Origin of the sequence: Polaromonas sp., from assembly GCF_036676035.1 — a bacterium.
Lineage (GTDB): Bacteria > Pseudomonadota > Gammaproteobacteria > Burkholderiales > Burkholderiaceae_C > Polaromonas.
Genome location: NZ_JAKFDR010000021.1, coordinates 1 through 21,548, shown reverse-complemented (window position 1 = coordinate 21,548; position 21,548 = coordinate 1). Strand labels below are relative to the sequence as shown.

The following is a 21,548-nucleotide window of genomic DNA, read 5'->3' as shown; positions in this document are numbered from 1 at the left end:
GGCTTAGGGCGCATAGTGAATTCAAGCATGTTGTCCCGTCTGCCGTCAGACCCAGCCCGTCCGGGCCAGGCCTGCGGTGTTTTCAACCCAGCTCCAACCCTTGAAAAGGAGTCTCTTTATGAACTTGACGATCAGCGGTCACCATCTTGAAGTTACCCCCGCGCTGCGCGGTTATGTAACGAGCAAGCTGGATCGGATTACCCGGCATTTCGACCAGGTAGTGGACGTAAAAGTCCTGTTGACAGTGGACAATATGACGGAAAAGGATAGACGACAGCGAGCAGAGTGCAATGTGCATGTCAAGGGCCGCGACCTGTTTGCCGAGAGTTCACACGCTGATTTGTATGCTGCGGTCGATGAGTTGACCGACAAGCTGGACCGCCAGGTAGCGCGGCACAAAACCAAAATCAAGGACCACCACCATGTGGCCGGCAAGCGCCAGCTGGAGGCCGTGTAAGTTCCAGCCAGCCTGGAACGCCTCTTGATGCCGCCCTGAGGCATTCCATTAAAAGCCAAGGCCGCTTGCACCCTCAAGCGGCTTTTTTACGCCCTGAGCGTCTTAAACCGCTTGCAAAGTGCATAATTCGGCGACTAAAAGATCGTTATGAACCGTCTTTCGCAAATTTTGCCCCCCTCCCAGGTTCTGGTCGGCGTTGAAGCGACCAGCAAAAAGCGTGCTTTTGAAGAAGCCGGCCTGCTGTTTGAAAACCAGCATGGCCTCAATCGCGCGCTGATCACCGACAGCCTGTTCGCCCGCGAGCGTCTGGGCTCGACCGGTTTGGGCCATGGCGTGGCCATTCCCCATGGGCGCATCAAGGGGCTCAAAGCGCCCATGGCGGCGGTGTTCCAGCTGCATGCCCCGATTGGTTTTGACGCGCCCGACGAGCAGGCCGTGGCGCTGCTGATTTTTCTGCTGGTGCCCGAGGCGGCCACGCAAAAGCACCTTGAAATCCTGTCTGAGATCGCCGAGCTGCTCAGCGACAGCACCCTGCGCGAACAGCTCAAAACCAGTACCGACGCCAAGGCGCTGCACCAGTTGATCGCCTCCTGGCAATCGGCCCACGAAGTGAGTTCCTAGGCGTATGCGTCCGAAGTCACTCCAGCACAGGACGGCATGAAGCCCACCGTTGTCAGCGCTGATGTCCTGTTTGAAGACCACCGTGCGTCCCTGAAGTGGGAGTGGGTGGCGGGCCTGGGGGCGTCCGAGCGGCGCTTTGACGAAGTTGCCGTGCGGGCGGCGCGCTCCGGCGCCGACCTGGTCGGCTACCTCAACTACATCCACCCTTACCGCGTGCAGATTCTCGGGGAGCGCGAAGTCGCCTACCTGACCAACGCCAGCCCGGAAGACTGCGCGCGCCGCGTTTCACGCATCATCACGCTGGAGCCGCCGGTGCTGGTCGTGGCCGATGGCCAGACCGCCCCCGACACGCTGCTGTCTATGTGCGAGCGCGCGCAACTGCCCATGTTTTCCACGCCGGACTCCGCCGCGTTTGTGATCGACGTGCTGCGCGCCTACCTGTCCAAGCACTTTGCCGACCGCACCTCCATGCACGGTGTGTTCATGGACATTCTGGGCATGGGCGTGATGATCACCGGCGAGTCCGGGCTGGGCAAAAGCGAGCTGGGGCTGGAGCTGATTTCGCGTGGCCACGGCCTGGTGGCCGACGACGCGATCGATCTGTACCGCATCAACCAGACCACCATCGAGGGGCGCTGCCCCGAGCTGCTGCAAAACCTGCTCGAAGTGCGCGGCATCGGCCTGCTCGACATCAAGGCGATTTTTGGCGAGACCGCGGTGCGGCGCAAGATGCGTCTCAAGCTCATCGTGCACCTGGTGCGCCGCGAAACGCTGGAGCGCGAGTACGAACGCATTCCCTACGAGCCGCTGACGCAGGACGTGCTGGGCATTCCGGTGCGCAAGGTCATCATCCAGGTGGAAGCCGGGCGCAACATCGCCGTGCTGGTCGAGGCGGCCGTGCGCAATGCGATCTTGCAGCTGCGCGGCATCGATACCTACCAGGAGTTCGTCGACCGCCACCGCCGGGCCATGGAGCAAGACGAGTAGGCCCCCACGTTCGCCCACTGTGTGTGGCTCTCTGCCCCCCGAGGGGGCTGTGCTTGCTCGGGGCGGCCCTTCGCTGCGCACGGTGTTATCCCGCTAGACGCGGCGTTTCCTTGGCCTGTCCAGGGCTGCGCAGGCAGGTTTGGAGCCGCAAGCGTCAGCCCTGCGGGAAATTGCCAGTTACTGATTTGCTACTGTATTGATAGCTGGTGACGCAATAGCATCAGGGGCGGAAGGCCTATTTTGCTTGAGAAGCAGCCCGGCCCCGGCTGTCAAATGTGGTGCCGGGGCGTCGCCGGACGGTTGGGGCACTTGTCCTTGGTGCAGTTGGCATACATCGACAGCGAATGATCGGCAATCGCAAAGCCCTTGGCCTTGGCCACGGCGTGCTGCCGTTTTTCAATCTCGGCGTCGTAAAACTCCTCGACCTTGCCGCAATCGAGGCACACCAGGTGGTCGTGGTGCTGGCCTTCGTTGAGTTCGTAGACGGCCTTGCCCGACTCGAAGTTGCTGCGGCTGAGCAGGCCCGCCTGCTCGAACTGGGTCAGCACGCGGTATACCGTGGCCAGGCCAATGTCGGAGCGGTCTTCCAGCAGCACCCTGAACACATCTTCGGCGGTCATGTGACGCTGCTTGCCGGCCTGGAAAATCTCAAGAATCTTCAAGCGCGGCAAGGTCGCCTTGAGGCCGGTATTTTTCAGTTCGTCGATGTTGCTCATGGATTTCTCTCGGGGAAAAGGGGCTCGCCCGGCCGCGCGGTCTGACACGGGGCGGGAGGCACCCAGCCGCTACAATGGTCAATCATATCGCTACACCCTATCCCATGTCTGCAAATCACCGCTACGGCATTCAAATCGGCCTCATCGTTACCGCCTGCATGGGGCTGGCCGCGTGCAGCAACATGAGCATGAGTTCCGTCAATCCGGTCAACTGGATCACGCCCTACCGGGTGGATGTCATCCAGGGCAATTTTGTGTCGAAGGAGCAGGTTGAACTGCTCAAGGCCGGCATGACCCGCCCCCAGGTGCGCGACCTGCTCGGCACGCCGCTGGTGACCAGCCTCTTTCACGCGGACCGCTGGGATTATGTGTTCACGCTCAAGCGCCAGGGCGTTGAGCCGCAATCCTTCAAGTACACCGTGTTTTTCAAGGGCGACCTGCTGGAGCGCTTCGAGGGTGACGCCATGCCCAGCGAAGCCGATTTCATTGCCAGGCTCGACTCGGGCCGCAAGCTGGGCAAGGTGCCTGTGCTGCAAGCCACGGAAGAGCAGCTCAAGGCCGCCGCCGAAAAAACCCCGCCGGCGGCCAAGCCTGCAGCGGTGCCCGCGCCTTTGCCGTCAGCCACCAGCTACCCGCCGCTCGAAGGCGCCAAGCCGTGAGCGGGGCGACGCCCCACCTGCATGCCATCGCCGTTGCCGGCGCCAGCGGCCGCATGGGCCAGATGCTGGTCGAGGCGGTGCGCGCCTCGGGTGACTGCAAGCTGGCGGGGGCGCTCGATGTGGCGGCCAGCCCGGCGCTGGGTGCCGACGCCGCCGCTTTCCTGGGGCAAGCCAGCGGCGTGCGCATCACTGCCGACCTGACGCAAGGCCTGTCGGGCGCGGACGTGCTGATTGACTTCACGCGGCCCGAAGGTACGCTGGCGCATCTCAAGCGCTGCCGCGAACTGGGCGTCAAGCTGGTGATTGGCACGACCGGTTTTTCGGAAGCGCAAAAAGCCGAGATTGCCGCAGCGGCCAAAGACATTGCCATCGTCATGGCCCCGAACATGAGCGTGGGCGTCAATGTCACGCTCAAACTGCTGGAAATGGCGGCCAAGGCCATGGCCACCGGCTACGACATTGAAATCATCGAGGCGCACCACCGGCACAAGGTGGACGCGCCTTCCGGGACTGCGCTCAAGATGGGCGAGGTGATTGCAAAGGCCCTGGGCCGTGATCTGAAAGACTGCGCCGTGTACGCCAGAGAAGGCGTGACGGGCGAGCGCGACCCCTCCTCCATCGGTTTTGCCACCATCCGCGGCGGCGACATCGTGGGCGACCACACCGTGCTGTTTGCCGGTACCGGCGAGCGCATCGAGATCAGCCACAAATCATCGAGCCGGGCCACCTATGCCCAGGGCAGCCTGCGTGCGGCGCGCTTTCTGGCCGGCCAGACCAGCGGGCTGTTTGACATGTTTGATGTGCTTGATCTGAAATGAATGCCGCGCACCCGGTCAGCGTGGGAGCTTCATGAATTTTTTCAGCCTCATGACCCAAGGCGGCGTCGTCAGCCAACTGGTGGCGATTCTGCTGCTGGCCATGTCGGTGTCCAGCTGGGTCGTGATTTTGTGGAAAACCTGGCTGCTCAGGCGCGCCATCGGGGATGTGGCGCGCAGCATTGCGGCGTTCTGGCAATCCGCGTCGGTCGACGAGGGGCAGCAAAAAGTGGCGGCCTTTGACCGTGAGACGCTGGTCCTGCCCCTGATCGCCGCCACCCGCCTGACCGGCCAGGGTACGCTGGCTTTGGCCGGTGACAAGGCCCAGCAGCTGACCCGCGTGCTGCGCGACGCCTTGCATGCGGTGCTGCACAAGCTGCATTTTGGCCAGGTGCTGCTGGCGACCGTGGGCTCCACCGCGCCCTTTGTCGGCCTGCTGGGCACGGTCTGGGGCATCTACCATGCGCTGACCAGCATTGCGAGCGTCGGCCAGATCACCATCGACAAGGTATCGGGCCCGGTGGGCGAAGCCCTGATCATGACTGCCGCCGGGCTGGCCGTGGCCATTCCCGCCGTGCTGGCCTACAACGTGTTTGGCCGCTACGTCAACCGCATCGAAGCCGATCTCGAAGGCTTCGCCCGCGACCTGCGGGAACTGCTCACGCACAAAGGCTGAGCATGAGTACCGCCGGGCCATTCCAAGGTGCGAGAACTCCCTTGAGGGGCAGAGAGATACACGCAGCGACCGAACGCAGGGGACAACAATTTTCCGCCGGGCCGCCCCAAGGAAAATTAGCCCCCCCGGGGGGCAGCGAAGTACACGCAGTGACGAGCGTGGGGGCTTGCTAACATGGCTTTTGGCCGACTCGAACGCACGCAGGGGTCCCCGCCCATGAGCGAGATTAACGTCACGCCGCTGGTCGACGTGATGCTGGTGCTGGTGGTGATATTCATCATCACGGCCCCCTTGCTGGTCAGCGCCATCCGGCTCGACCTGCCCAAAGCCGATGCCGCCAAGCCCAATGACGCGCCCCAATTCGTGACGCTGGTGGTCGATAAAACCGGGCAGGCGTTTCTGAACGACAAAGCCCTGGGGCGGGACGAGCTGGCGCGTGAACTGACGCAAACGGCCCAGCGCAACCCCGAGACCGAAGTCCAGCTGCGTGCCGACGAGGCCGTGCCTTATGGCAAGGTGGTCGAGGTGATGGGGCTGGCGCAAAAAGCCGGCCTCAACCGCATCGGTTTCGTGGCTCAAGCCCTCACCACACCACCCTGAACGCCCCTGGGCCGGGGCATGGTCGGCCCAGCGCCTAAAATCTCCCCTGATCCGCAGCAATTGGCTGCCAGCCCGGTTTTCCTCATGCAAGACAAATATACGCACCTCGACGTTGAGCGCAGCGCTCAAACCCACTGGACCGCCGCCGACGCCTATCGCGTCAGCGAGGACGCGAACCGCAAAAAGTTCTACGCCTGCTCCATGCTGCCCTACCCCAGCGGCAAGCTGCACATGGGCCATGTGCGCAACTACACCATCAACGACATGCTCACGCGCTACCTGCGCATGAAGGGCTACAACGTGCTGATGCCCATGGGCTGGGACGCCTTCGGCCTGCCGGCCGAGAACGCCGCGCTGAAAAACGGTGTGCCGCCGGCCCAGTGGACCTACGAGAACATCGCCTACATGAAAAAGCAGATGCAGGCGATGGGGCTGGCGATCGACTGGAGCCGCGAGATCGCCACCTGCGACCCCAGCTACTACAAGTGGAACCAGTGGCTGTTCCTCAAGATGCTGGAAAAAGGCATCGCCTACCGCAAGACCCAGGTGGTGAACTGGGACCCGGTGGACCAGACCGTGCTGGCCAACGAACAGGTGATCGACGGCAAGGGCTGGCGCACCGGCGCCACCGTGGAAAAGCGCGAAATCCCGGGCTACTACCTGAAGATCACCGACTACGCCGAAGAGCTGCTGGGCCATGTGCAGCACCAGCTGCCCGGCTGGCCCGAGCGCGTGCGCTTGATGCAGGAAAACTGGATCGGCAAGAGCGAGGGCGTGCGCTTTGCGTTCACCCACGAGATCAGGGACGCATCCGGCGCCCTGATCGGCGACGGCCGCATGTATGTCTTCACCACGCGCGCCGACACCATCATGGGCGTGACCTTTTGCGCGGTTGCGCCCGAGCACCCGCTGGCCCAGCACGCCGCCAAAACCAATCCAAAGCTGGCGGCTTTCATTGAAGAGTGCAAGGCCGGCGGCACCACCGAAGCCGAGCTGGCCACCCAGGAGAAAAAGGGCGAACCCACCGGTTTGTTCGTGACCCACCCGCTGACCGGCGAGCAGGTCGAAGTCTGGGTCGGCAACTATGTGCTCATGAGCTACGGCGACGGCGCCGTGATGGGCGTGCCCGGCCACGACGAGCGCGACTTTGCGTTCGCCAGGAAGTACGGCCTGCCCATCACGCAGGTGGTGTACGTGGACGGCCAGGAGTACGACTACAACCACTGGCAGGAGTGGTATGCCGACAAGCAGCACGGGGTGACCATCAACTCCGACAGCTTCAGCGGCTTTCACTACCAGGACGCGGTGAACGCGATCAGCCATGCGCTGCAAACCCGCGGCCTGGGCGAGAAAAAAACCACCTGGCGCCTGCGCGACTGGGGCGTGAGCCGCCAGCGCTACTGGGGGACGCCGATTCCCATCATCCACTGCACCGAGCATGGCGCCGTGCCCGTGCCCGAAAAAGACCTGCCGGTGGTGCTGCCGCAGGATTGCGTGCCCGATGGCTCGGGCAATCCGCTGCACAAGCACGAAGGCTTCCACGCCGGCGTGACCTGCCCGATCTGCGGCAAGGCGGCGCGGCGTGAAACCGACACCATGGACACCTTTGTCGATTCGTCGTGGTACTACATGCGTTACTGCGACCCGAAGAACGACGACAAGATGGTGGCCGAGGGGGCCAACTACTGGATGCCCATGGACCAGTACATCGGCGGCATCGAGCATGCGATTTTGCATTTGCTCTACGCGCGCTTCTGGACCAAGGTGATGCGCGATCTGGGGCTGATCAAGATCGACGAGCCTTTCACCAAACTGCTGACTCAGGGCATGGTGCTCAACCACATTTACTCGCGCAAGAACGAGAAGGGCGGCATCGAGTATTTCTGGCCGCACGAGGTCGAAGACATCCATGACGCGAGCGGCAAGGTGACAGGCGCCAAACGCAAGAGCGACGGCCTGCTGGTGAACTACGACGGCGTGGGCACCATGAGCAAGAGCAAGAACAACGGCGTCGACCCGCAGGACCTGATCGAGAAATACGGCGCCGACACCGCGCGCCTGTACACCATGTTCACCGCGCCGCCCGAAGCCACGCTGGAGTGGAACGACTCGGCCGTGGAAGGCAGCTACCGCTTTTTGCGCCGGGTGTGGAACTTCGGGGTCAAGCTATCCGCTATGAATTCGGGAGCTGCTGGTGCAGACTTTACGGGGGCTGGGGCCGTATTTGACAAAGAAGGCAAAGCCCTGCGGCTTGAAATCCACACGGTGCTCAAGCAGGTGGACTACGACTACCAGCGCATGCAGTACAACACGGTGGTTTCCGGCGCGATGAAACTGCTTAACGCCCTGGAAGATATGACCCCCACGCTTGTCGCTGCGCGTACCTCCGGCGTTGCGCTGCCCCTTTCACCGGAAGAAGGGGCTGAGCTTGCTAGGGGCGGCCCGTCGCTGCGCTCGCCGGGCGTTGCAGATGGTGGGTTGTTGAGCGCAATGCGCGAAGGCTTCGGCATTTTGCTGCGCTGCCTCTACCCGGCCACACCGCACATTGCCCACGAGCTCTGGCAGGCCCTGGATTATGCCGGCCAGCATGGTGACCTGCTTGATGCGCCCTGGCCCAAGGTCGACGAGGAGGCGCTCAAGCAGGACGAAATCGAGCTGGTGCTGCAGGTCAACGGCAAGCTGCGCGGTTCGGTGACGGTCAGCGCCACGGCCGACAAGGCGGCGATTGAAGCCGCGGCGCTGGCCTCGGAAGCCTTTATCAAGCAGGCGGCGGGCGCGCCGGCCAAAAAAGTCATTGTGGTGCCGGGCCGGCTGGTCAACATCGTGGTCTGAACGGGAGTGAGCATGCAGCGTCGCCTTTTGCTGAGCGGGATGGTGTCCACGGCGGCCCTGGGCCTGAGCGCCTGCGGCTTTGCCCTGCGCCAGGCACCCAACTTCGCGTTCAAGACCCTGTACAGCAGCCAGTCTGAAAGCTCGCCGCTGGGTGTCGAGCTCAAACGATCGCTGCAGGCCAATGGCAATGTGCAGGTGATCAGCGACGCACGCCAGATCGATAGGGCGGATGTGATTCTCGATGTGCTGTCGGACGCGCGCGAGAAAGTCGTGGTGGGCGTGAACGCATCGGGCCAGGTGCGGGAGTTCCAGCTGCGCATCCGCTTCAAGTTCAAGCTGCGCACGCTCAAGGGCAAGGAACTGATTCCCGAGACCGAGCTGGTGCTGCAGCGCGACATCAGCTTCAATGAGTCCGCCGTGCTGGCCAAGGAGGCCGAGGAAGGCCTGCTGTACCGCGACATGCAAAGCGACATCGTGCAGCAGATCATGCGCCGTCTGGCGGCCGTGACCGAGGTCTAGACGCCTCCTGAATGGGCCCCGGACTCAGCGCACCTGGCGCCGCATCAGCGTGCTCTTGCCAAACAGGCTCTCCACCAGGTCCACGGCCAGCAGCGCGGTGCGGTTGCGCACATCGAGCGCCGGATTGAGCTCCATCACATCGAGCGAGCCCAGGCGGCCGGTGTCGGCAATCATCTCCATGCACAGCTGGGCTTCGCGGTAGGTGGGCCCGCCCATCACGGTGGTGGCCACGCCGGGGGCAATGTCCGGGTCCAGAAAATCCACGTCGAAGCTGACATGCAGGTGGGTGTTGTCGTCCATGTCGGCCAGCGCCATTTCCATGGTGTGGCGCATGCCCATCTCGTCGATGTAGCGCATGTCAAACACCTCGAGGTCGCAGGCATGGACAAAGCGCTTCTCGCCCTCGTCCACACTGCGTATGCCGACTTGCCGGATCACCGCCGGGCTGATCGCCGGCAGCGTGCCGCCAATGCGGGTCAGCACCTCGGGGCCATGGCCGCATAAAACCGCGACCGGCATGCCGTGCACGTTGCCGGTGGGCGTGAGCTGGCTGGTGTTGAAGTCGGCATGGGCGTCCAGCCACAAGACGCGCAGTTGTTTGCCGTGGTCGCGGCAGTAACGCGCCACGGCGCTGACCGAGCCTATGCCCAGGCAATGGTCGCCGCCCAGCAGAATCGGCAGATCGCCTTCGGTCAGGGCCGCATGCATGGCCGCGTGCACCGCCTCGTTCCACGCGGCCACTTCGGACAGGTGCCGGTAGCCGTCCACCGGCGGCAGCCAGGGGTTGGCTGGGCCGCTGACATTGCCCCGGTCGACCACCTGCAGGCCGTGGCCTTCCAGGGTGGCCTGCAGTCCTGCCACGCGCAAGGCCTCGGGGCCCATGGAGGCGCCCCGGCTGCCAGCGCCGATGTCGGTGGGTGCGCCTATCAGACGAATGCGTTGCGTCATGGGGTGGCCAGGGCATGCGGTGCGGAAATTCTAGTCGCAGCGGGCCGCACCCCGGTTTGGGCCACGGGGCCCAGGCGGGGACCGGGGGCCAGCAGGCCAAACAGGTCCTTGGGGTTGTCCAGGTGCGGGATCAAATCAATCTGCGGGCGGCCGTCTTTTTGCAGGCCGTGCAGCTTGTGCAGGTAGCACAGGGCGGAATAGTCTTCCAGCGCGAAGCCGACCGAGTCAAAAATCGTGACCTCAGCCGCATGGGCCCGACCCGGCGCGGCGCCGCTGAGGACTTGCGCGAACTCGGCCACGGCAAAGTCGGGGGCCAGTTGCTGGATCTCGCCTTCGATGCGGGACTGGGGTTCGTACTCGACCACCACGCGGGCATCGGCGCGCAGCAGGATGTCGGCATGCAGCTCGGTTTTGCCCGGGCAGTCGCCGCCGACCGCATTGATGTGCATGCCCGGCTCTATCATGTCCGGCGTCAGGATCACGGCATTGCGCTTGTCGGCCGTGACCGTCGTCACGATATCGGCCCCCTTGACCGCTTCAGCGGCGCTGGCGCACGGCACGATGCACAGCCCATGCAGCTCCAGCGCGTTCAGGTTGCGCGCCAGCTTCTCGGTGGCGCGGGCGTCCACGTCGTACAGCCGCAGTTCGCGGATGCCCAGCATGCGGTGAAAGGCGATGGCTTGAAACTCGCTTTGCGCGCCGTTGCCAATCAGGGCCATGACCCGGCTGTCCGGACGCGCCATCCATTTGGCGGCCAGCGCCGACATGGCGGCCGTACGCAGGGCAGTGGTGACCGTGAGCTCGGACAACAGCAGCGGGTAACCGGTGTCCACGTCGGCCAGCACGCCAAAGGCGGTGACCGTCAGCAGGCCCTGGGCGGTGTTTTTGGGGTGTCCGTTGACATATTTGAACGAGTACATGCGTCCGTCGCTGGTCGGCATCAGCTCGATCACGCCCGTGGGCGAATGGATGGCGTGGCGGGCCGACTTGTCGAACTCGCCCCAGCGCCGGTAATCGGCCTCGATTTCGGCGGCCAGCCCCTCAATGAACACTGCGGGGCCCATGGCCCCCACGATTTTCTGGATGCTTTCAATGCCAATATAGTCAACCATGATCTGTCCCTCATTATTGATATAGCCTAGTCCCCGAGGAAAAGGCCTCTTTAAAACGCCATTGTCTGGAAGCGCAGCGTCAAAGAAAAGACAGAAAACTTGGCAATTTATGTGGCTAATAACTCAAAATGCCATAAAAAATTGGCGATTTGCTCTTTTTCGATCATTTCGCCACCAGCAAAGATCAGGAAAGACGAAGAAAGGGGGCGCTAAACTTCAGCCATGAACCTGGCGCCCGCGCAACTGTCCGACCACCTCCAGCGGGGGCTCAAAAGCCTTTACACCCTGCATGGCGACGAGCCCTTGCTGGTGCAGGAGTTTGCCGACGCCCTGCGCGCAGCGGCCCGCGCCCAGGGCTACACCGAACGAGTCGTGCACACCGCGGCCGGCGCGCACTTTGATTGGAGCGAGGTGCTGGCCAGCGGCGGCTCCTTAAGCCTGTTTGCCGACAAGCAAATCGTTGAAATCCGCATCCCCGGCGGCAAGCCCGGCAAGGACGGTTCGGTAGCGCTGCAGCAAATTGCCGAGCGGGCCCAGGGCGACGATGCCACCCTCACCCTGGTGATGCTGCCGCGGCTCGACAGCCTGACGCTCAAGGGTGCCTGGTTTGGCGCGCTGGACAGCTATGGCGTGACCGTCAAGTTTGACCCGATTGACCGGCGCACCCTGCCGCAGTGGATCGCCCAGCGCCTGCAGCTGCAGGGCCAGCGCGTGGCTGCGGGCGAAGAAGGCCAGCGCACGCTGCAGTTTTTTGCCGACCGGGTCGAGGGCAACCTGCTGGCGGCGCACCAGGAGATCCAGAAGCTGGCGCTGCTGCACCCGCCGACCGCAGGCGAGGCGTCTGCCGTCTTGAGTTTTGACCAGGTCGAAAACGCCGTGCTCAATGTCGCGCGCTATGACGTGTTCAAGCTTTCGGAAGCCGTGCTCGGCGGCCAGGCGGTGCGCGTGGCGCGCATGCTTGACGGCCTGCAGTCCGAGGGCGAGTCCGAAGTGCTGGTGCACTGGGCGCTGGCCGAAGACATCCGCAGCATGAAGCGCGTGAAAGATGCCATTCAGGCAGGCCGGCCCATGCCCATGGCGCTGCGCGAAAACCGCGTCTGGGGCGTCAAGGAAAAGCTGTTTGAACGCGTGCTGCCGCAGATCGGCGACACCACGCTGGCCAATTTGCTGCATGCCGCGCACAAGGTCGATGGCATCGTCAAGGGCCTGAAGCAGCCCGACTGGCCGGCTGACGGCTGGCAGGCCCTGCACCGGCTCGCCGGCATGGTCTGCGAGCAATGCGCCGCGCAGGGCCGCCCCAAGCAAGCATAGCCCCTAGGGGGCAGCGACGTACACGCAGTGACGAGCGTGGGGGCACAGTGGACCGCGCAGGGCCGCCCCAGGCAGACATAAAACTCTTTTCTTTGCGAGATGGGAGACTGCCGCGCAGCGAAGGGCCGCCCCGAGCAAGCGACGGCCCCCTCGGGGGGCAGGGAGTTACACACAGTGAACGACCGTGGGGGCAACAGTCCGCAGCGAAGGGCCGCCCCGAGCAAGCGACGGCCCCCTCGGGGGGCAGGGAGTTACACGCAGTGAACGACCGTGGGGGCTCTACTCATCCGATCCGTCCGGTGCAAGAATGGGTGCAACGGCTGCCGGGCGGCATTCGCCCTGCGGCCTTTCCTGAGGAGCGTGTGACATGAAGCGCGACCACTTTGGCCGGCCGCAGGACGTGACGGCCACCCAGCCCATCAGCCACGATGTGCTGAAGGAAAAATACCTCAAGCCCGGCGAAAACGGGCTGGACGACCTGTACCGGCGCGTGGCGCGGGCTTTGGCCTCGGTCGAGCCCGAGGCAGAACGCGCCAGGCACGAGGCGCTGTTCCTGGAGAATCTGCACGTCGGCGCCATTGGCGCCGGCCGCATCATGAGTGCGGCCGGCACCGCTATCCAGGCCACCCTGATCAACTGCTTTGTGCAGCCGGTCGGTGATTGCATCCAGGGCGTGGATGAAGGCGGCTACCCCGGCATTTACGAGGCCCTGCGCGAGGCGGCAGAGACCATGCGGCGCGGCGGCGGCGTGGGCTATGACTTCTCGCGCATCCGCCCGCGTGGCGCCGAGGTCAAGGGAACGGCCTCCATGGCGTCGGGGCCCTGCAGCTACATCAACGTGTTCGACCAGTCCTGCTCGACGGTGGAGAGCGCCGGCGCGCGGCGCGGCGCGCAGATGGGCGTGCTGCGCATCGACCATCCCGATGCGCTGGAATTCATCACCGCCAAACGCACCCCGGGCCGCTGGAACAACTTCAATGTGTCGGTGGGTGTGCCCGACGCGTTCATGCGGGCACTGAACGATGGCCAGCCCTGGGAGCTGGTGCACCAAGCCAAACCCGGCGCGGCACTGATCGCGCAAGGCGCCTTCCAGCGCGCCGACGGCCTGTGGGTCTATCAGACGGTGGCGGCGCGCGAATTGTGGGACACCGTGATGCGCTCGGCCTACGACTTTGCCGAGCCCGGCATCCTGTTCCTGGACCACATCAACGAGGACAACAACCTGCGTTACTGCGAGGCGATCGAGGCCACGAATCCCTGCGTGACGGCTGACACCTGGGTGATGACGGCGGACGGGCCCGCGCAGGTGGTGGACCTGCTGGGGCGGCGTTTCAGTGCCGTGGTTGATGGCAAGGCCTTCCGCATCGAGAGCGAAGGCTTCTTCAAGACGGGCCACAAGCCCGTGCTGGCGTTGCGCACGCGCGAAGGCCACGCCCTGCGCCTGACGGCTGACCATCGTGTGCGGCGCGTGGCGCGCAAGACCCGCTACACGCTGGAGGTCGAATGGACGTCGGCCGCGCAGCTGCGGCCTGGTGATGAAATCGTGCTGCACGACCACCGCGCGCTCGGCGGCTGGGAGGGGGCGGGCACCGAGGCCGAGGGCTACCTGCTGGGGTTGCTGATTGGCGATGGCACGCTCAAGAGCGACAAGGCGGTGATATCCGTCTGGGCGCCCGAACTCAGGCAGGTGGGCAACGGCGCCGTGGCCTATGCGCAAACCGGTGCGGGCGGCATCGTGCGGGCGGCCGAGGCTGCCGCCGCCACGCTGGCGCACCGGGTCGATTTCCGGGGCTTTCAGCGTCCGCTTGCCGGGCGCGGCGAGGCTCGCATGGCAAGCGGTGCGCTACGGCACCTGGCCCATGCGATGGGCATGCGCCCAGGGCACAAGACCATCACCGCCGCAATGGAGAAAGCCTCGTCCGTCTTCACTGAAGGGCTTTTGCGCGGTTTGTTTGACGCCGACGGCTCGGTGCAGGGGACACAGGAAAAAGGTATCAGCCTGCGCCTGTCACAAAACGATCTGACTTTGCTCCAGACTGCGCAGCGCATGCTGCTGCGCCTGGGAATACGCTCGACAATCTATCCGAACCGGCGGCTGGCGCAGGTGCGGCCCCTGCCTGATGGGCGCGGCGGCCTCAAGCACTACGAGACGGCAGCACAGCACGAATTGCTCATCAGCGGGGACAACCTGCGGGGCTACGCCGAGCGTATTGGTTTTGCCGACACCGGCAAGGCCGAGCGCCTGGCGCAGGCACTGGGCAGTTACAGCCGCAGCCTGAATCGCGAGCACTTCACCGCCACGGTTGAGTCACTGGCAGAGGACGGCTGCGAAGACGTGTTTGATGTCACCGTGGCCGATGTTCATGCCTTCGATGCCAATGGCCTCTATGTGCACAACTGCGGCGAGCAGCCGCTGCCGCCCTATGGCTGCTGCGACCTCGGGCCCATCATCCTGACGCGCTTTGTGCGGCACCCGTTCGGCTTCGGCGGCGTGCCGGCCTTCGACTTCGAGGCGTTCGAAAAGTCGGTCGCGACCCAGGTGCGGGCGCTCGACAACGTGCTGGATCTGACCTTCTGGCCCCTGGCGCAGCAGCGCGACGAGGCGGCCGCCAAGCGCCGTATCGGCGTGGGCTTCACCGGCATGGGCAACGCGCTGGCCATGCTGTGCCTGCGCTACGACCTGCCCGAGGGCCGCGCAATGGCCGCGCGCATTGCCGTGCGCATGCGGGATGCGGCGTATGCCGCTTCGGTGGCGCTGGCGCGTGAGAAGGGGCCGTTCCCGAAGTTCGACGCCGAGGGCTATCTCGCTCCCGGCACCTTTGCCAGCCGGCTTGCGCCGCAATTGCAGCAGGCCATCCGCGCGCATGGCATCCGCAACAGCCACCTGCTGTCGATCGCGCCCACGGGCACGGTGAGCCTGGCCTTTGCCGACAACGCGTCCAACGGCATCGAGCCGGCGTTTTCCTGGACGTACCGGCGCCACAAGCGCGAAGCCGACGGCAGCACCACCGAATACGCCGTGGAAGACCACGCGTGGCGGCTGTACCGCGAACTCGGCGGCGACATGGGCAAGCTGCCCGGCTATTTCGTTTCGGCCCTTGACATGCCTGCGGCCAGTCATATCGCCATGATGGAGGAGGTGCAGCCCTTCGTGGACACGGCGATTTCCAAGACCGTGAACGTGCCGGCCGACTACCCTTATGAGGACTTCAAGGGCCTGTACCAGCAGGCCTGGCAGGCGCGGCTCAAGGGCCTGGCCACCTACCGGCCCAACACCATCCTGGGGGCGGTGCTGGAAACCGGCCCGGCCCCGGCGGGCGTCCCCGCGATCAACCCGATGCGCACGGTGATCGAAAGCCGTCCCAAGGGTGCGCTGTCGGCCGTGGCGGAAAAGGTCGAGTACTGGACCCAGGAAGGCCACAAGACGCTGTACATCGTGGTGTCCTTCCTGCCGGTGCCGGCGGCCAGCGGCGTGGGCACGGTGGACCGGGCCATCGAGTTTTTCATGCCGGTGGGCCAAAGCGGCGAATCGCAGCAGTGGATCACGTCCAGCATGCGCCTGCTGTCGCTGGCGGCGCGCGGCGGATTTCTGGAGCGTGCGCTCAGCGACATGCGCAAGGTTGCCTGGGACCGCGGCCCCGTGCGCCTGGGAACGCACCAGAAGGCCGACGGCAGCCTGGTGCCCCTGTGGCATGACTCCGAGGTCGCGGCCATCGCGCACGCCATTCAGAGCATCCTGGCACGCCGCGCCGGCCAGCGCGAGGACGCACCGCCGCAGCAGCAGGAAAGCACCCCGGCCGCCGCCATGCCGCCCGTCATGGCCGGCAAGAAGTGCAGCGAATGCGGCGCCCATGCCGTGATCCGCAAGGACGGGTGCGACTATTGCACCCAATGCGGCCACCTGGGCGCCTGCGGGTGATCCGGGGGCCTAAAATAGAAGAATGAACGCGCCTGATCTACCCCTTGCACTCGCCCACCTCATGGAAACCATGGGTTCCAAGGCAAAAGTGGCCTCCGCCCATATGGCGCGGGCGCAAGCAGCTATCAAAAACAGAGCGCTATTGAATCTCGCGGCCTTGCTGCGCCAGAATGTGGCCGCGCTGCAGAGCGCCAATGCGAAAGATGTGGCGCGTGCCCAAGCCGCCGGCCTGGCCGCCCCGCTGCTGGACCGCCTGCTGCTGACCCCCAAAATCATTGAAACCGGAGCCATCGGCTGCGAGCAGCTGGCCATCATGCCCGACGTGATTGGCGAGATCATTGGCATGAAGCAGCAGCCCAGCGGCATCCGCGTGGGCCAGATGCGCGTGCCGATTGGCGTGTTCGGCATGATTTACGAAAGCCGTCCGAATGTGACCATCGAGGCGGCCTCGCTCGCCATCAAAAGCGGCAACGCCTGCATTCTGCGCGGCGGCTCCGAGGCGATCGAGTCCAACAAGGCGCTGGCCGCGCTGGTGCAGCAGGTGCTGGCGGACGCCGGCCTGCCGCTGGAGGTGGTGCAGCTGGTGCCGACCACCGACCGCGAAGCCGTCGGCCTCCTGATCACCATGCCGCAATATGTGGACGTCATCATTCCGCGCGGCGGCAAGGGCCTGATCGAGCGCATCAGCCGAGATGCGAAAGTGCCGGTCATCAAGCACCTGGACGGCAACTGCCATGTCTATGTGGACGACCCCTGCGACATCGCCATGGCGGTCAAGGTGGCCGACAACGCCAAGACGCAGAAGTACAGCCCCTGCAACGCCAGCGAAGGCCTGCTGGTGGCGCGTGGCGTGGCTGCCGACTTTTTGCCCCAAATCGGCGCGGTTTACGCGGCCAAAGGGGTTGAGATGCGCTGCGACGCCGAAGCACGGGCCATCCTGGCCGGCGTGAAAGCTGCCAACATCCAGCCCGCCACCGAGCAGGACTGGCACGAGGAATACCTGGCGCCCATCATCAGCATCAAGGTGGTGGCCGGCCTGGACGAAGCGATTGCCCACATCAATCAGTACTCCAGCCACCACACCGACGCCATCCTGACGCGCGACCACATGCACGCCCAGCGCTTCCTGCGCGAGGTGGACTCAGCCAGCGTGATGGTGAATGCGAGCACCCGCTTCGCGGATGGCTTCGAGTTTGGCCTGGGCGCCGAAATCGGCATCAGCACCGACAAGTTCCACGCCCGCGGCCCGGTCGGCATTGAAGGGCTGACCTCGCTCAAGTACGTGGTGCTGGGCGATGGAGAGATCCGGACCTGACGGCCGGATAAATGGCGCGTGGGTACAGCGCCCGCTTAAATAAATAAAGATAAATAAAGCGCTTTCTCAACAGCCCTTGGGGCTGGCGGTTTTTGCCTCTTGTAACCGGCGGGGCCATCCCAATATCCCTAGAATTCACTCTGATATTACTGAAATCAATTTGGATTTCGCCTTTTTGAAAGTGGCCGCATGGTTCCGCATCTCATCACCGCCCTGAAAGGCCCCATCAACGAACTCGAACAGCGCATTCTTGACTCCATGCCGGCCATAGAGCGCTGGTTCCGGCTCGAATGGATGGAGCACACGCCGCCGCTTTACAGCTCGGTCGACATCCGCAACGCCGGCTTCAAGCTGGCCCCGGTCGATACCAATCTCTACCCCGGCGGCTGGAACAACCTGACGCCCGAGATGCTGCCGCTGGCGGTGCAGGCGGCCATGGCCGCGATTGAAAAAATCTGCCCCGAAGCGCGCAACCTGCTGCTGGTGCCCGAGAGCCACACGCGCAACAGCTTTTACCTGTCCAATGTGCTACAGCTCAAGCGCATCTTTCACCAGGCCGGCCTCAATGTGCGCTTTGGCTCGCTCAGCCCGGAGATCAAGCAGCCCACCACGCTGGACCTGCCGACCGGCGAGAGCATCACGCTCGAGCCCCTGATCCGCACCGACCGCCGCCTGGGCCTCAAGGATTTCGACCCTTGCACCATCCTGCTCAACAACGACCTGTCGGCCGGCATCCCGGGCATTCTGGAAGACATCCACGAGCAGTACCTGCTGCCGCCGCTGCACGCCGGCTGGACGGTGCGGCGCAAGTCCAACCATTTCCGGGCCTACGAAGAAGTGTCCAAGCGTTTTGGCAAGCTGCTGGGCATTGACCCGTGGCTGATCAACCCGATGTTTGCGCGCTGCGGCGAAGTCAACTTCGCCGAGGGCACGGGCATGGACTGCCTGACCAGCAACGTCGATGCCCTGCTGGCCAAGATCAAGCGCAAGTACAAGGAGTACGGCATCAACGAGAAGCCCTTTGTCGTGGTCAAGGCCGACAATGGCACCTACGGCATGGGCATCATGACGGTGCGCGACGCCAAGGACCTGGAGGCGCTCAACCGCAAGACCAAAATCAAGATGAGCACCATCAAGAATGGCCAGCCGCTGTCCGAGGTCATCATCCAGGAAGGCGTGCTGACCAACGAGCGCGTCAATGACGCCGTGGCCGAGCCGGTGGTCTACATGCTGGACCGCTACGTGGTGGGCGGTTTTTACCGCATCCATGCCGAGCGCGGTGTGGACGAAAACCTTAACGCCCCCGGCGCCAGCTTTGTGCCGCTGGCCTTTGCCGACAGCGGCCGCCTGCCCCAGCCGGGTGAAAAACCGGGCTCCAGCAGCCCCAACCGCTTCTACATGTATGGTGTGATTGCCCGCCTGGCCATGCTGGCCGCCAGCTACGAGCTGGAAGGCACCGACCCCAATGCCGAGGTTTACGACTGAAGTAGTACTGCAACCCGATTCCAGGGGGTAAATCGGGCTTCTCCCCTTGCTGATACTGCGCAAGCAGCTATCAAAAGCATAGTGAATAGCCGGTTTTGAAGCGGCCACCCGGCGTGGCCGCCCAGGCCCGCCATATGTATCAAGTTGTTGCGCCGCAACAAAAACAACACTTCTTTCTTTCCGGGCTGGCCGCCGGCTTGCAAGCCGCCATCCGAAGCGCAAAATAGCGTTCCCAAAGGTAACCCATTCCCGCCGCCCTTGGCCAGAGCCCCTGTCTGGCCAAGCAGCGAAGACGGGAAGTTTTTGTGTCAAGTTCAAAATCATCTCTTGCGGCGCTGACTTTAGGCGCCATCGGCGTCGTCTACGGCGACATCGGCACCTCGCCACTTTACGCGTTCAAGGAGGTCTTCGCCAGCGGTCATGTCCCCATCACCACGGACAATGTGTTGGGCGTGCTTTCGCTGTTTTTCTGGGCGCTCACGGTGGTGGTGTCCATCAAGTATGTGGTGCTCATCATGCGGGCCGACAACGCCGGCGAAGGGGGCTTGATGGCCTTGTTGGCCTTGGCGTCCCAAACGGTCAAGGACCGCCCGCAACTGCGCCGGATGATTCTGATCCTGGGCGTGTTTGGCGTGGCCCTGTTTTTTGGTGATGGGATCATCACGCCCGCGATTTCCGTGCTCTCGGCGGTAGAGGGGCTTGAAGTCATCACACCGGCCGCCAAGCCCTACGTCGTCCCTATTTCACTGCTGGTGCTGTTTATTCTTTTCGCAGTGCAAAAACGCGGCACAGCGGATATAGGCAAGTTTTTCGGGCCTGTCACGGTGCTCTGGTTTTCGGCCATCGCCGCCACGGGCGTAGCGCAGCTTGTCCAGAACCCTGGCGTGCTGGTGGCTGTCGCCCCGTGGTATGCCTTGCGCTTTGCGATGGAGCACTACGAGATTGCCTTCATCACGCTGGGCGCCGTGTTCCTGTGCGTCACGGGCGCCGAAGCGCTTTACGCGGACATGGGGCACTTCGGGAAGCGGCCCATCCGGCTGGCCTGGTTTGCGCTGGTCATGCCGTCCTTGATGCTCAACTACTTTGGCCAGGGCGCGCTGGTCCTGGCGAACCCCAAGGCGGCCAGCAATCCGTTTTACCTCATGACACCGGACTGGGCGCTGATTCCCATGGTGGTCCTGGCGACGATGGCCACGGTGATTGCCTCGCAAGCCCTGATTTCCGGGGCATTCTCAGCCGCCAAGCAGACAATTCAGATGGGATTCCTGCCGCGCCTGAGCATCCTGCACACCTCGATTCGTGATACCGGGCAAATCTACATTCCCGCCGTGAACTGGACCTTGCTGGCCGGGGTGGTGATTGCCGTGCTGATGTTCGGGTCTTCCTCCGCCCTGGCGGCGGCGTACGGCATTTCGGTGAGTTTGCTCATGGTGATCACCACGGCGCTCACGTTTTTTGTGATCCGTTTCGGTTGGGGCTACCCCTTGCCTTTGTGCATCGCCGCGACCGGCTTCTTCTTTGTGGTTGATATCGCATTTTTTGCCTCCAATGCCCTGAAGATCGCCCAAGGCGGATGGTTCCCGTTAGCGATAGCTGGGGTGTTGTACATGCTCATGACCACCTGGAAGGACGGCCGCCAGTTGCTCAACGAAAAACTGCGCGCCGACGCCATCGACCTCACGAGTTTTCTGAAGGCGGTGTTCCTGAGCCCGCCGACGCGCGTGGAAGGCACGGCTGTGTTCCTGACCGCCGACATCGGCACCGTGCCCAACGCCATGATGCACAACCTCAAGCACAACAAGGTGCTGCACGAGCACAACCTGTTTGTGACCGTGCGCCACCACGAGGTGCCCTGGATCGGCCTGGACAAGCGGCTGGAAATCGAGTCACTGGGCCGCAACTGCTGGCAGGTCATCATCCACTACGGCTTCAAGAACGACCCCGATGTGCCCGCCGCGCTGGAGCAGCTCAAGGGCCACGGCTGTGAGATCGAGGCCATGACCACCAGCTACTTCCTGTCGCGCGACGTGGTGATCCCGACGATTGGCAGCGGCATGGCGGCCTGGCGCGAGAAGCTGTTTGCGCAGATGCACCATAACGCCAGTGGCGCGGCGGACTTCTTGAGTCTGCCCAACAACTCGGTGGTGGAGCTGGGTAGCAAGATCGAGATTTAAGTCTTTTGTTGCTCTTGCCCTTGCTGCTATTGCGCGAGCAGCTATTGAATTGGTAGTGGATTTGTCTCTCTAGCCGTTAGGGCTGAGCCTGTCGAGTGCGGCCTCCTGAGACTGCAAGGTGTTTCCTATGTCCCCGCACACCCGTTTCCCATGTCTCCGGTCCATACACTTCGCCAAAAGAAAGTAAGCAAAGAGAAGGCGACCCGCAGTCTGGGTCCCTACGCTGCGCTCCGGGCAACTTGCGCTGCTCGAAGGGGACGGAAATTTCAGAAACTTGTCTGCTTCGCAGCCTTCGGACATCTGAAATTTTTAATCCGTCCCCTCCTGCGCTGCTCAGCCCAGCCAGGACGGGGCAGTCCGAAACCAAATACCAAGACAAGTACGCGCCATGGCGCGTACTTG

At 63.6% G+C, this 21,548-nt stretch carries 17 protein-coding genes; 14 read left to right on the top strand and 3 right to left on the bottom strand.

Going from position 1 to position 21,548, the window contains the following annotated elements; translation table 11 throughout:
- The first annotated feature begins 118 nt into the window (after window positions 1-118).
- The 3 genes from hpf to hprK all read left to right on the top strand — a co-directional run bounded on the left by hpf (window position 119) and on the right by hprK (window position 2,065).
- Complete coding sequence (gene hpf / locus V6M61_RS04480) at window positions 119-457, top strand: ribosome hibernation-promoting factor, HPF/YfiA family (protein WP_332775368.1); 339 nt, start codon at window positions 119-121, stop codon at window positions 455-457.
- Between the two features lie 147 nt (window positions 458-604).
- Window positions 605-1,078 carry a PTS IIA-like nitrogen regulatory protein PtsN gene (ptsN, locus tag V6M61_RS04475; RefSeq protein WP_332775367.1) on the top strand — a complete coding sequence of 158 codons (474 nt, stop codon included), beginning with the start codon at window positions 605-607 and terminating at the stop codon, window positions 1,076-1,078.
- A gap of 36 nt (window positions 1,079-1,114) precedes the next feature.
- Window positions 1,115-2,065 (top strand): HPr(Ser) kinase/phosphatase, encoded by a 951-nt coding sequence (gene hprK / locus V6M61_RS04470; RefSeq protein ID WP_332775366.1) that lies wholly within the window; start codon window positions 1,115-1,117, stop codon window positions 2,063-2,065.
- Between the two features lie 269 nt (window positions 2,066-2,334).
- Here the strand turns inward: hprK and fur are convergent, their stop codons facing one another.
- Complete coding sequence (gene fur, locus V6M61_RS04465; protein WP_332775365.1) at window positions 2,335-2,781, bottom strand: ferric iron uptake transcriptional regulator; 447 nt, start codon at window positions 2,779-2,781, stop codon at window positions 2,335-2,337.
- A gap of 104 nt (window positions 2,782-2,885) precedes the next feature.
- Here fur and V6M61_RS04460 point away from each other — a divergent pair, with 104 nt between their 5' ends.
- From V6M61_RS04460 to V6M61_RS04435, 6 genes are all read left to right on the top strand, one after another.
- The gene (locus tag V6M61_RS04460) at window positions 2,886-3,440 is read left to right on the top strand and encodes an outer membrane protein assembly factor BamE (protein WP_332775364.1); all 555 of its coding nucleotides are present in this window, start codon (window positions 2,886-2,888) and stop codon (window positions 3,438-3,440) included.
- Window positions 3,437-4,258, top strand: coding sequence for a 4-hydroxy-tetrahydrodipicolinate reductase (gene dapB / locus V6M61_RS04455; protein WP_332775363.1), 822 nt, complete (start codon window positions 3,437-3,439; stop codon window positions 4,256-4,258). The genes V6M61_RS04460 and dapB overlap by 4 nt, the downstream gene beginning before the upstream one ends.
- Window positions 4,259-4,289: 31 nt before the next feature.
- Window positions 4,290-4,931, top strand: a complete 642-nt coding sequence (locus V6M61_RS04450; RefSeq protein ID WP_332775362.1) for a MotA/TolQ/ExbB proton channel family protein — start codon at window positions 4,290-4,292, stop codon at window positions 4,929-4,931.
- Window positions 4,932-5,105: 174 nt separating this feature from the next.
- The gene (locus V6M61_RS04445; RefSeq protein WP_332775361.1) at window positions 5,106-5,531 is read left to right on the top strand and encodes an ExbD/TolR family protein; all 426 of its coding nucleotides are present in this window, start codon (window positions 5,106-5,108) and stop codon (window positions 5,529-5,531) included.
- Between the two features lie 84 nt (window positions 5,532-5,615).
- Complete coding sequence (gene leuS / locus V6M61_RS04440) at window positions 5,616-8,363, top strand: leucine--tRNA ligase (protein WP_332775360.1); 2,748 nt, start codon at window positions 5,616-5,618, stop codon at window positions 8,361-8,363.
- A 12-nt stretch (window positions 8,364-8,375) separates the two neighbouring features.
- Complete coding sequence (locus V6M61_RS04435; RefSeq protein WP_332775359.1) at window positions 8,376-8,882, top strand: LPS-assembly lipoprotein LptE; 507 nt, start codon at window positions 8,376-8,378, stop codon at window positions 8,880-8,882.
- A 24-nt stretch (window positions 8,883-8,906) separates the two neighbouring features.
- Here V6M61_RS04435 and rocF read toward each other — a convergent pair whose 3' ends face one another.
- The gene (gene rocF / locus V6M61_RS04430) at window positions 8,907-9,830 is read right to left on the bottom strand and encodes an arginase (protein ID WP_332775358.1); all 924 of its coding nucleotides are present in this window, start codon (window positions 9,828-9,830) and stop codon (window positions 8,907-8,909) included.
- Window positions 9,827-10,942 carry an ornithine cyclodeaminase gene (locus V6M61_RS04425; protein WP_332775357.1) on the bottom strand — a complete coding sequence of 372 codons (1,116 nt, stop codon included), beginning with the start codon at window positions 10,940-10,942 and terminating at the stop codon, window positions 9,827-9,829. Before V6M61_RS04425 ends, rocF begins: the two co-directional genes overlap by 4 nt.
- 222 nt (window positions 10,943-11,164) lie before the next feature.
- On the opposite strand from V6M61_RS04425, the gene holA reads away from it, so the two are divergent.
- From holA to V6M61_RS04400, 5 genes are all read left to right on the top strand, one after another.
- Window positions 11,165-12,253, top strand: coding sequence for a DNA polymerase III subunit delta (gene holA / locus V6M61_RS04420; RefSeq protein WP_332775356.1), 1,089 nt, complete (start codon window positions 11,165-11,167; stop codon window positions 12,251-12,253).
- A 367-nt stretch (window positions 12,254-12,620) separates the two neighbouring features.
- Window positions 12,621-16,172: an LAGLIDADG family homing endonuclease gene (locus V6M61_RS04415; RefSeq protein ID WP_332775355.1), complete on the top strand. Its 3,552-nt coding sequence runs from the start codon at window positions 12,621-12,623 to the stop codon at window positions 16,170-16,172.
- Between the two features lie 22 nt (window positions 16,173-16,194).
- Entirely contained in the window at window positions 16,195-17,487 is a 1,293-nt protein-coding gene (locus tag V6M61_RS04410) for a glutamate-5-semialdehyde dehydrogenase (protein ID WP_332775354.1), read from the top strand.
- A 189-nt stretch (window positions 17,488-17,676) separates the two neighbouring features.
- A complete protein-coding gene (gshA, locus tag V6M61_RS04405; protein WP_332775353.1) occupies window positions 17,677-18,972 on the top strand; it encodes a glutamate--cysteine ligase in 1,296 nt (431 codons plus the stop codon).
- Window positions 18,973-19,277: 305 nt separating this feature from the next.
- A complete protein-coding gene (locus V6M61_RS04400; protein WP_332775352.1) occupies window positions 19,278-21,146 on the top strand; it encodes a potassium transporter Kup in 1,869 nt (622 codons plus the stop codon).
- Window positions 21,147-21,548 lie beyond the last annotated feature (402 nt).

Coding starts and splice junctions, on each gene's coding strand:
- hpf (WP_332775368.1), top strand. CDS start 119: ATGAACTTGACGATCAGCGGTCACCATCTTGAAGTTACCCCCGCGCTG.
- ptsN (WP_332775367.1), top strand. CDS start 605: ATGAACCGTCTTTCGCAAATTTTGCCCCCCTCCCAGGTTCTGGTCGGC.
- hprK (WP_332775366.1), top strand. CDS start 1,115: ATGAAGCCCACCGTTGTCAGCGCTGATGTCCTGTTTGAAGACCACCGT.
- fur (WP_332775365.1), bottom strand. CDS start 2,781: ATGAGCAACATCGACGAACTGAAAAATACCGGCCTCAAGGCGACCTTG.
- V6M61_RS04460 (WP_332775364.1), top strand. CDS start 2,886: ATGTCTGCAAATCACCGCTACGGCATTCAAATCGGCCTCATCGTTACC.
- V6M61_RS04450 (WP_332775362.1), top strand. CDS start 4,290: ATGAATTTTTTCAGCCTCATGACCCAAGGCGGCGTCGTCAGCCAACTG.
- V6M61_RS04445 (WP_332775361.1), top strand. CDS start 5,106: ATGGCTTTTGGCCGACTCGAACGCACGCAGGGGTCCCCGCCCATGAGC.
- leuS (WP_332775360.1), top strand. CDS start 5,616: ATGCAAGACAAATATACGCACCTCGACGTTGAGCGCAGCGCTCAAACC.
- V6M61_RS04435 (WP_332775359.1), top strand. CDS start 8,376: ATGCAGCGTCGCCTTTTGCTGAGCGGGATGGTGTCCACGGCGGCCCTG.
- rocF (WP_332775358.1), bottom strand. CDS start 9,830: ATGACGCAACGCATTCGTCTGATAGGCGCACCCACCGACATCGGCGCT.
- V6M61_RS04425 (WP_332775357.1), bottom strand. CDS start 10,942: ATGGTTGACTATATTGGCATTGAAAGCATCCAGAAAATCGTGGGGGCC.
- holA (WP_332775356.1), top strand. CDS start 11,165: ATGAACCTGGCGCCCGCGCAACTGTCCGACCACCTCCAGCGGGGGCTC.
- V6M61_RS04415 (WP_332775355.1), top strand. CDS start 12,621: ATGAAGCGCGACCACTTTGGCCGGCCGCAGGACGTGACGGCCACCCAG.
- V6M61_RS04410 (WP_332775354.1), top strand. CDS start 16,195: ATGAACGCGCCTGATCTACCCCTTGCACTCGCCCACCTCATGGAAACC.
- gshA (WP_332775353.1), top strand. CDS start 17,677: ATGGTTCCGCATCTCATCACCGCCCTGAAAGGCCCCATCAACGAACTC.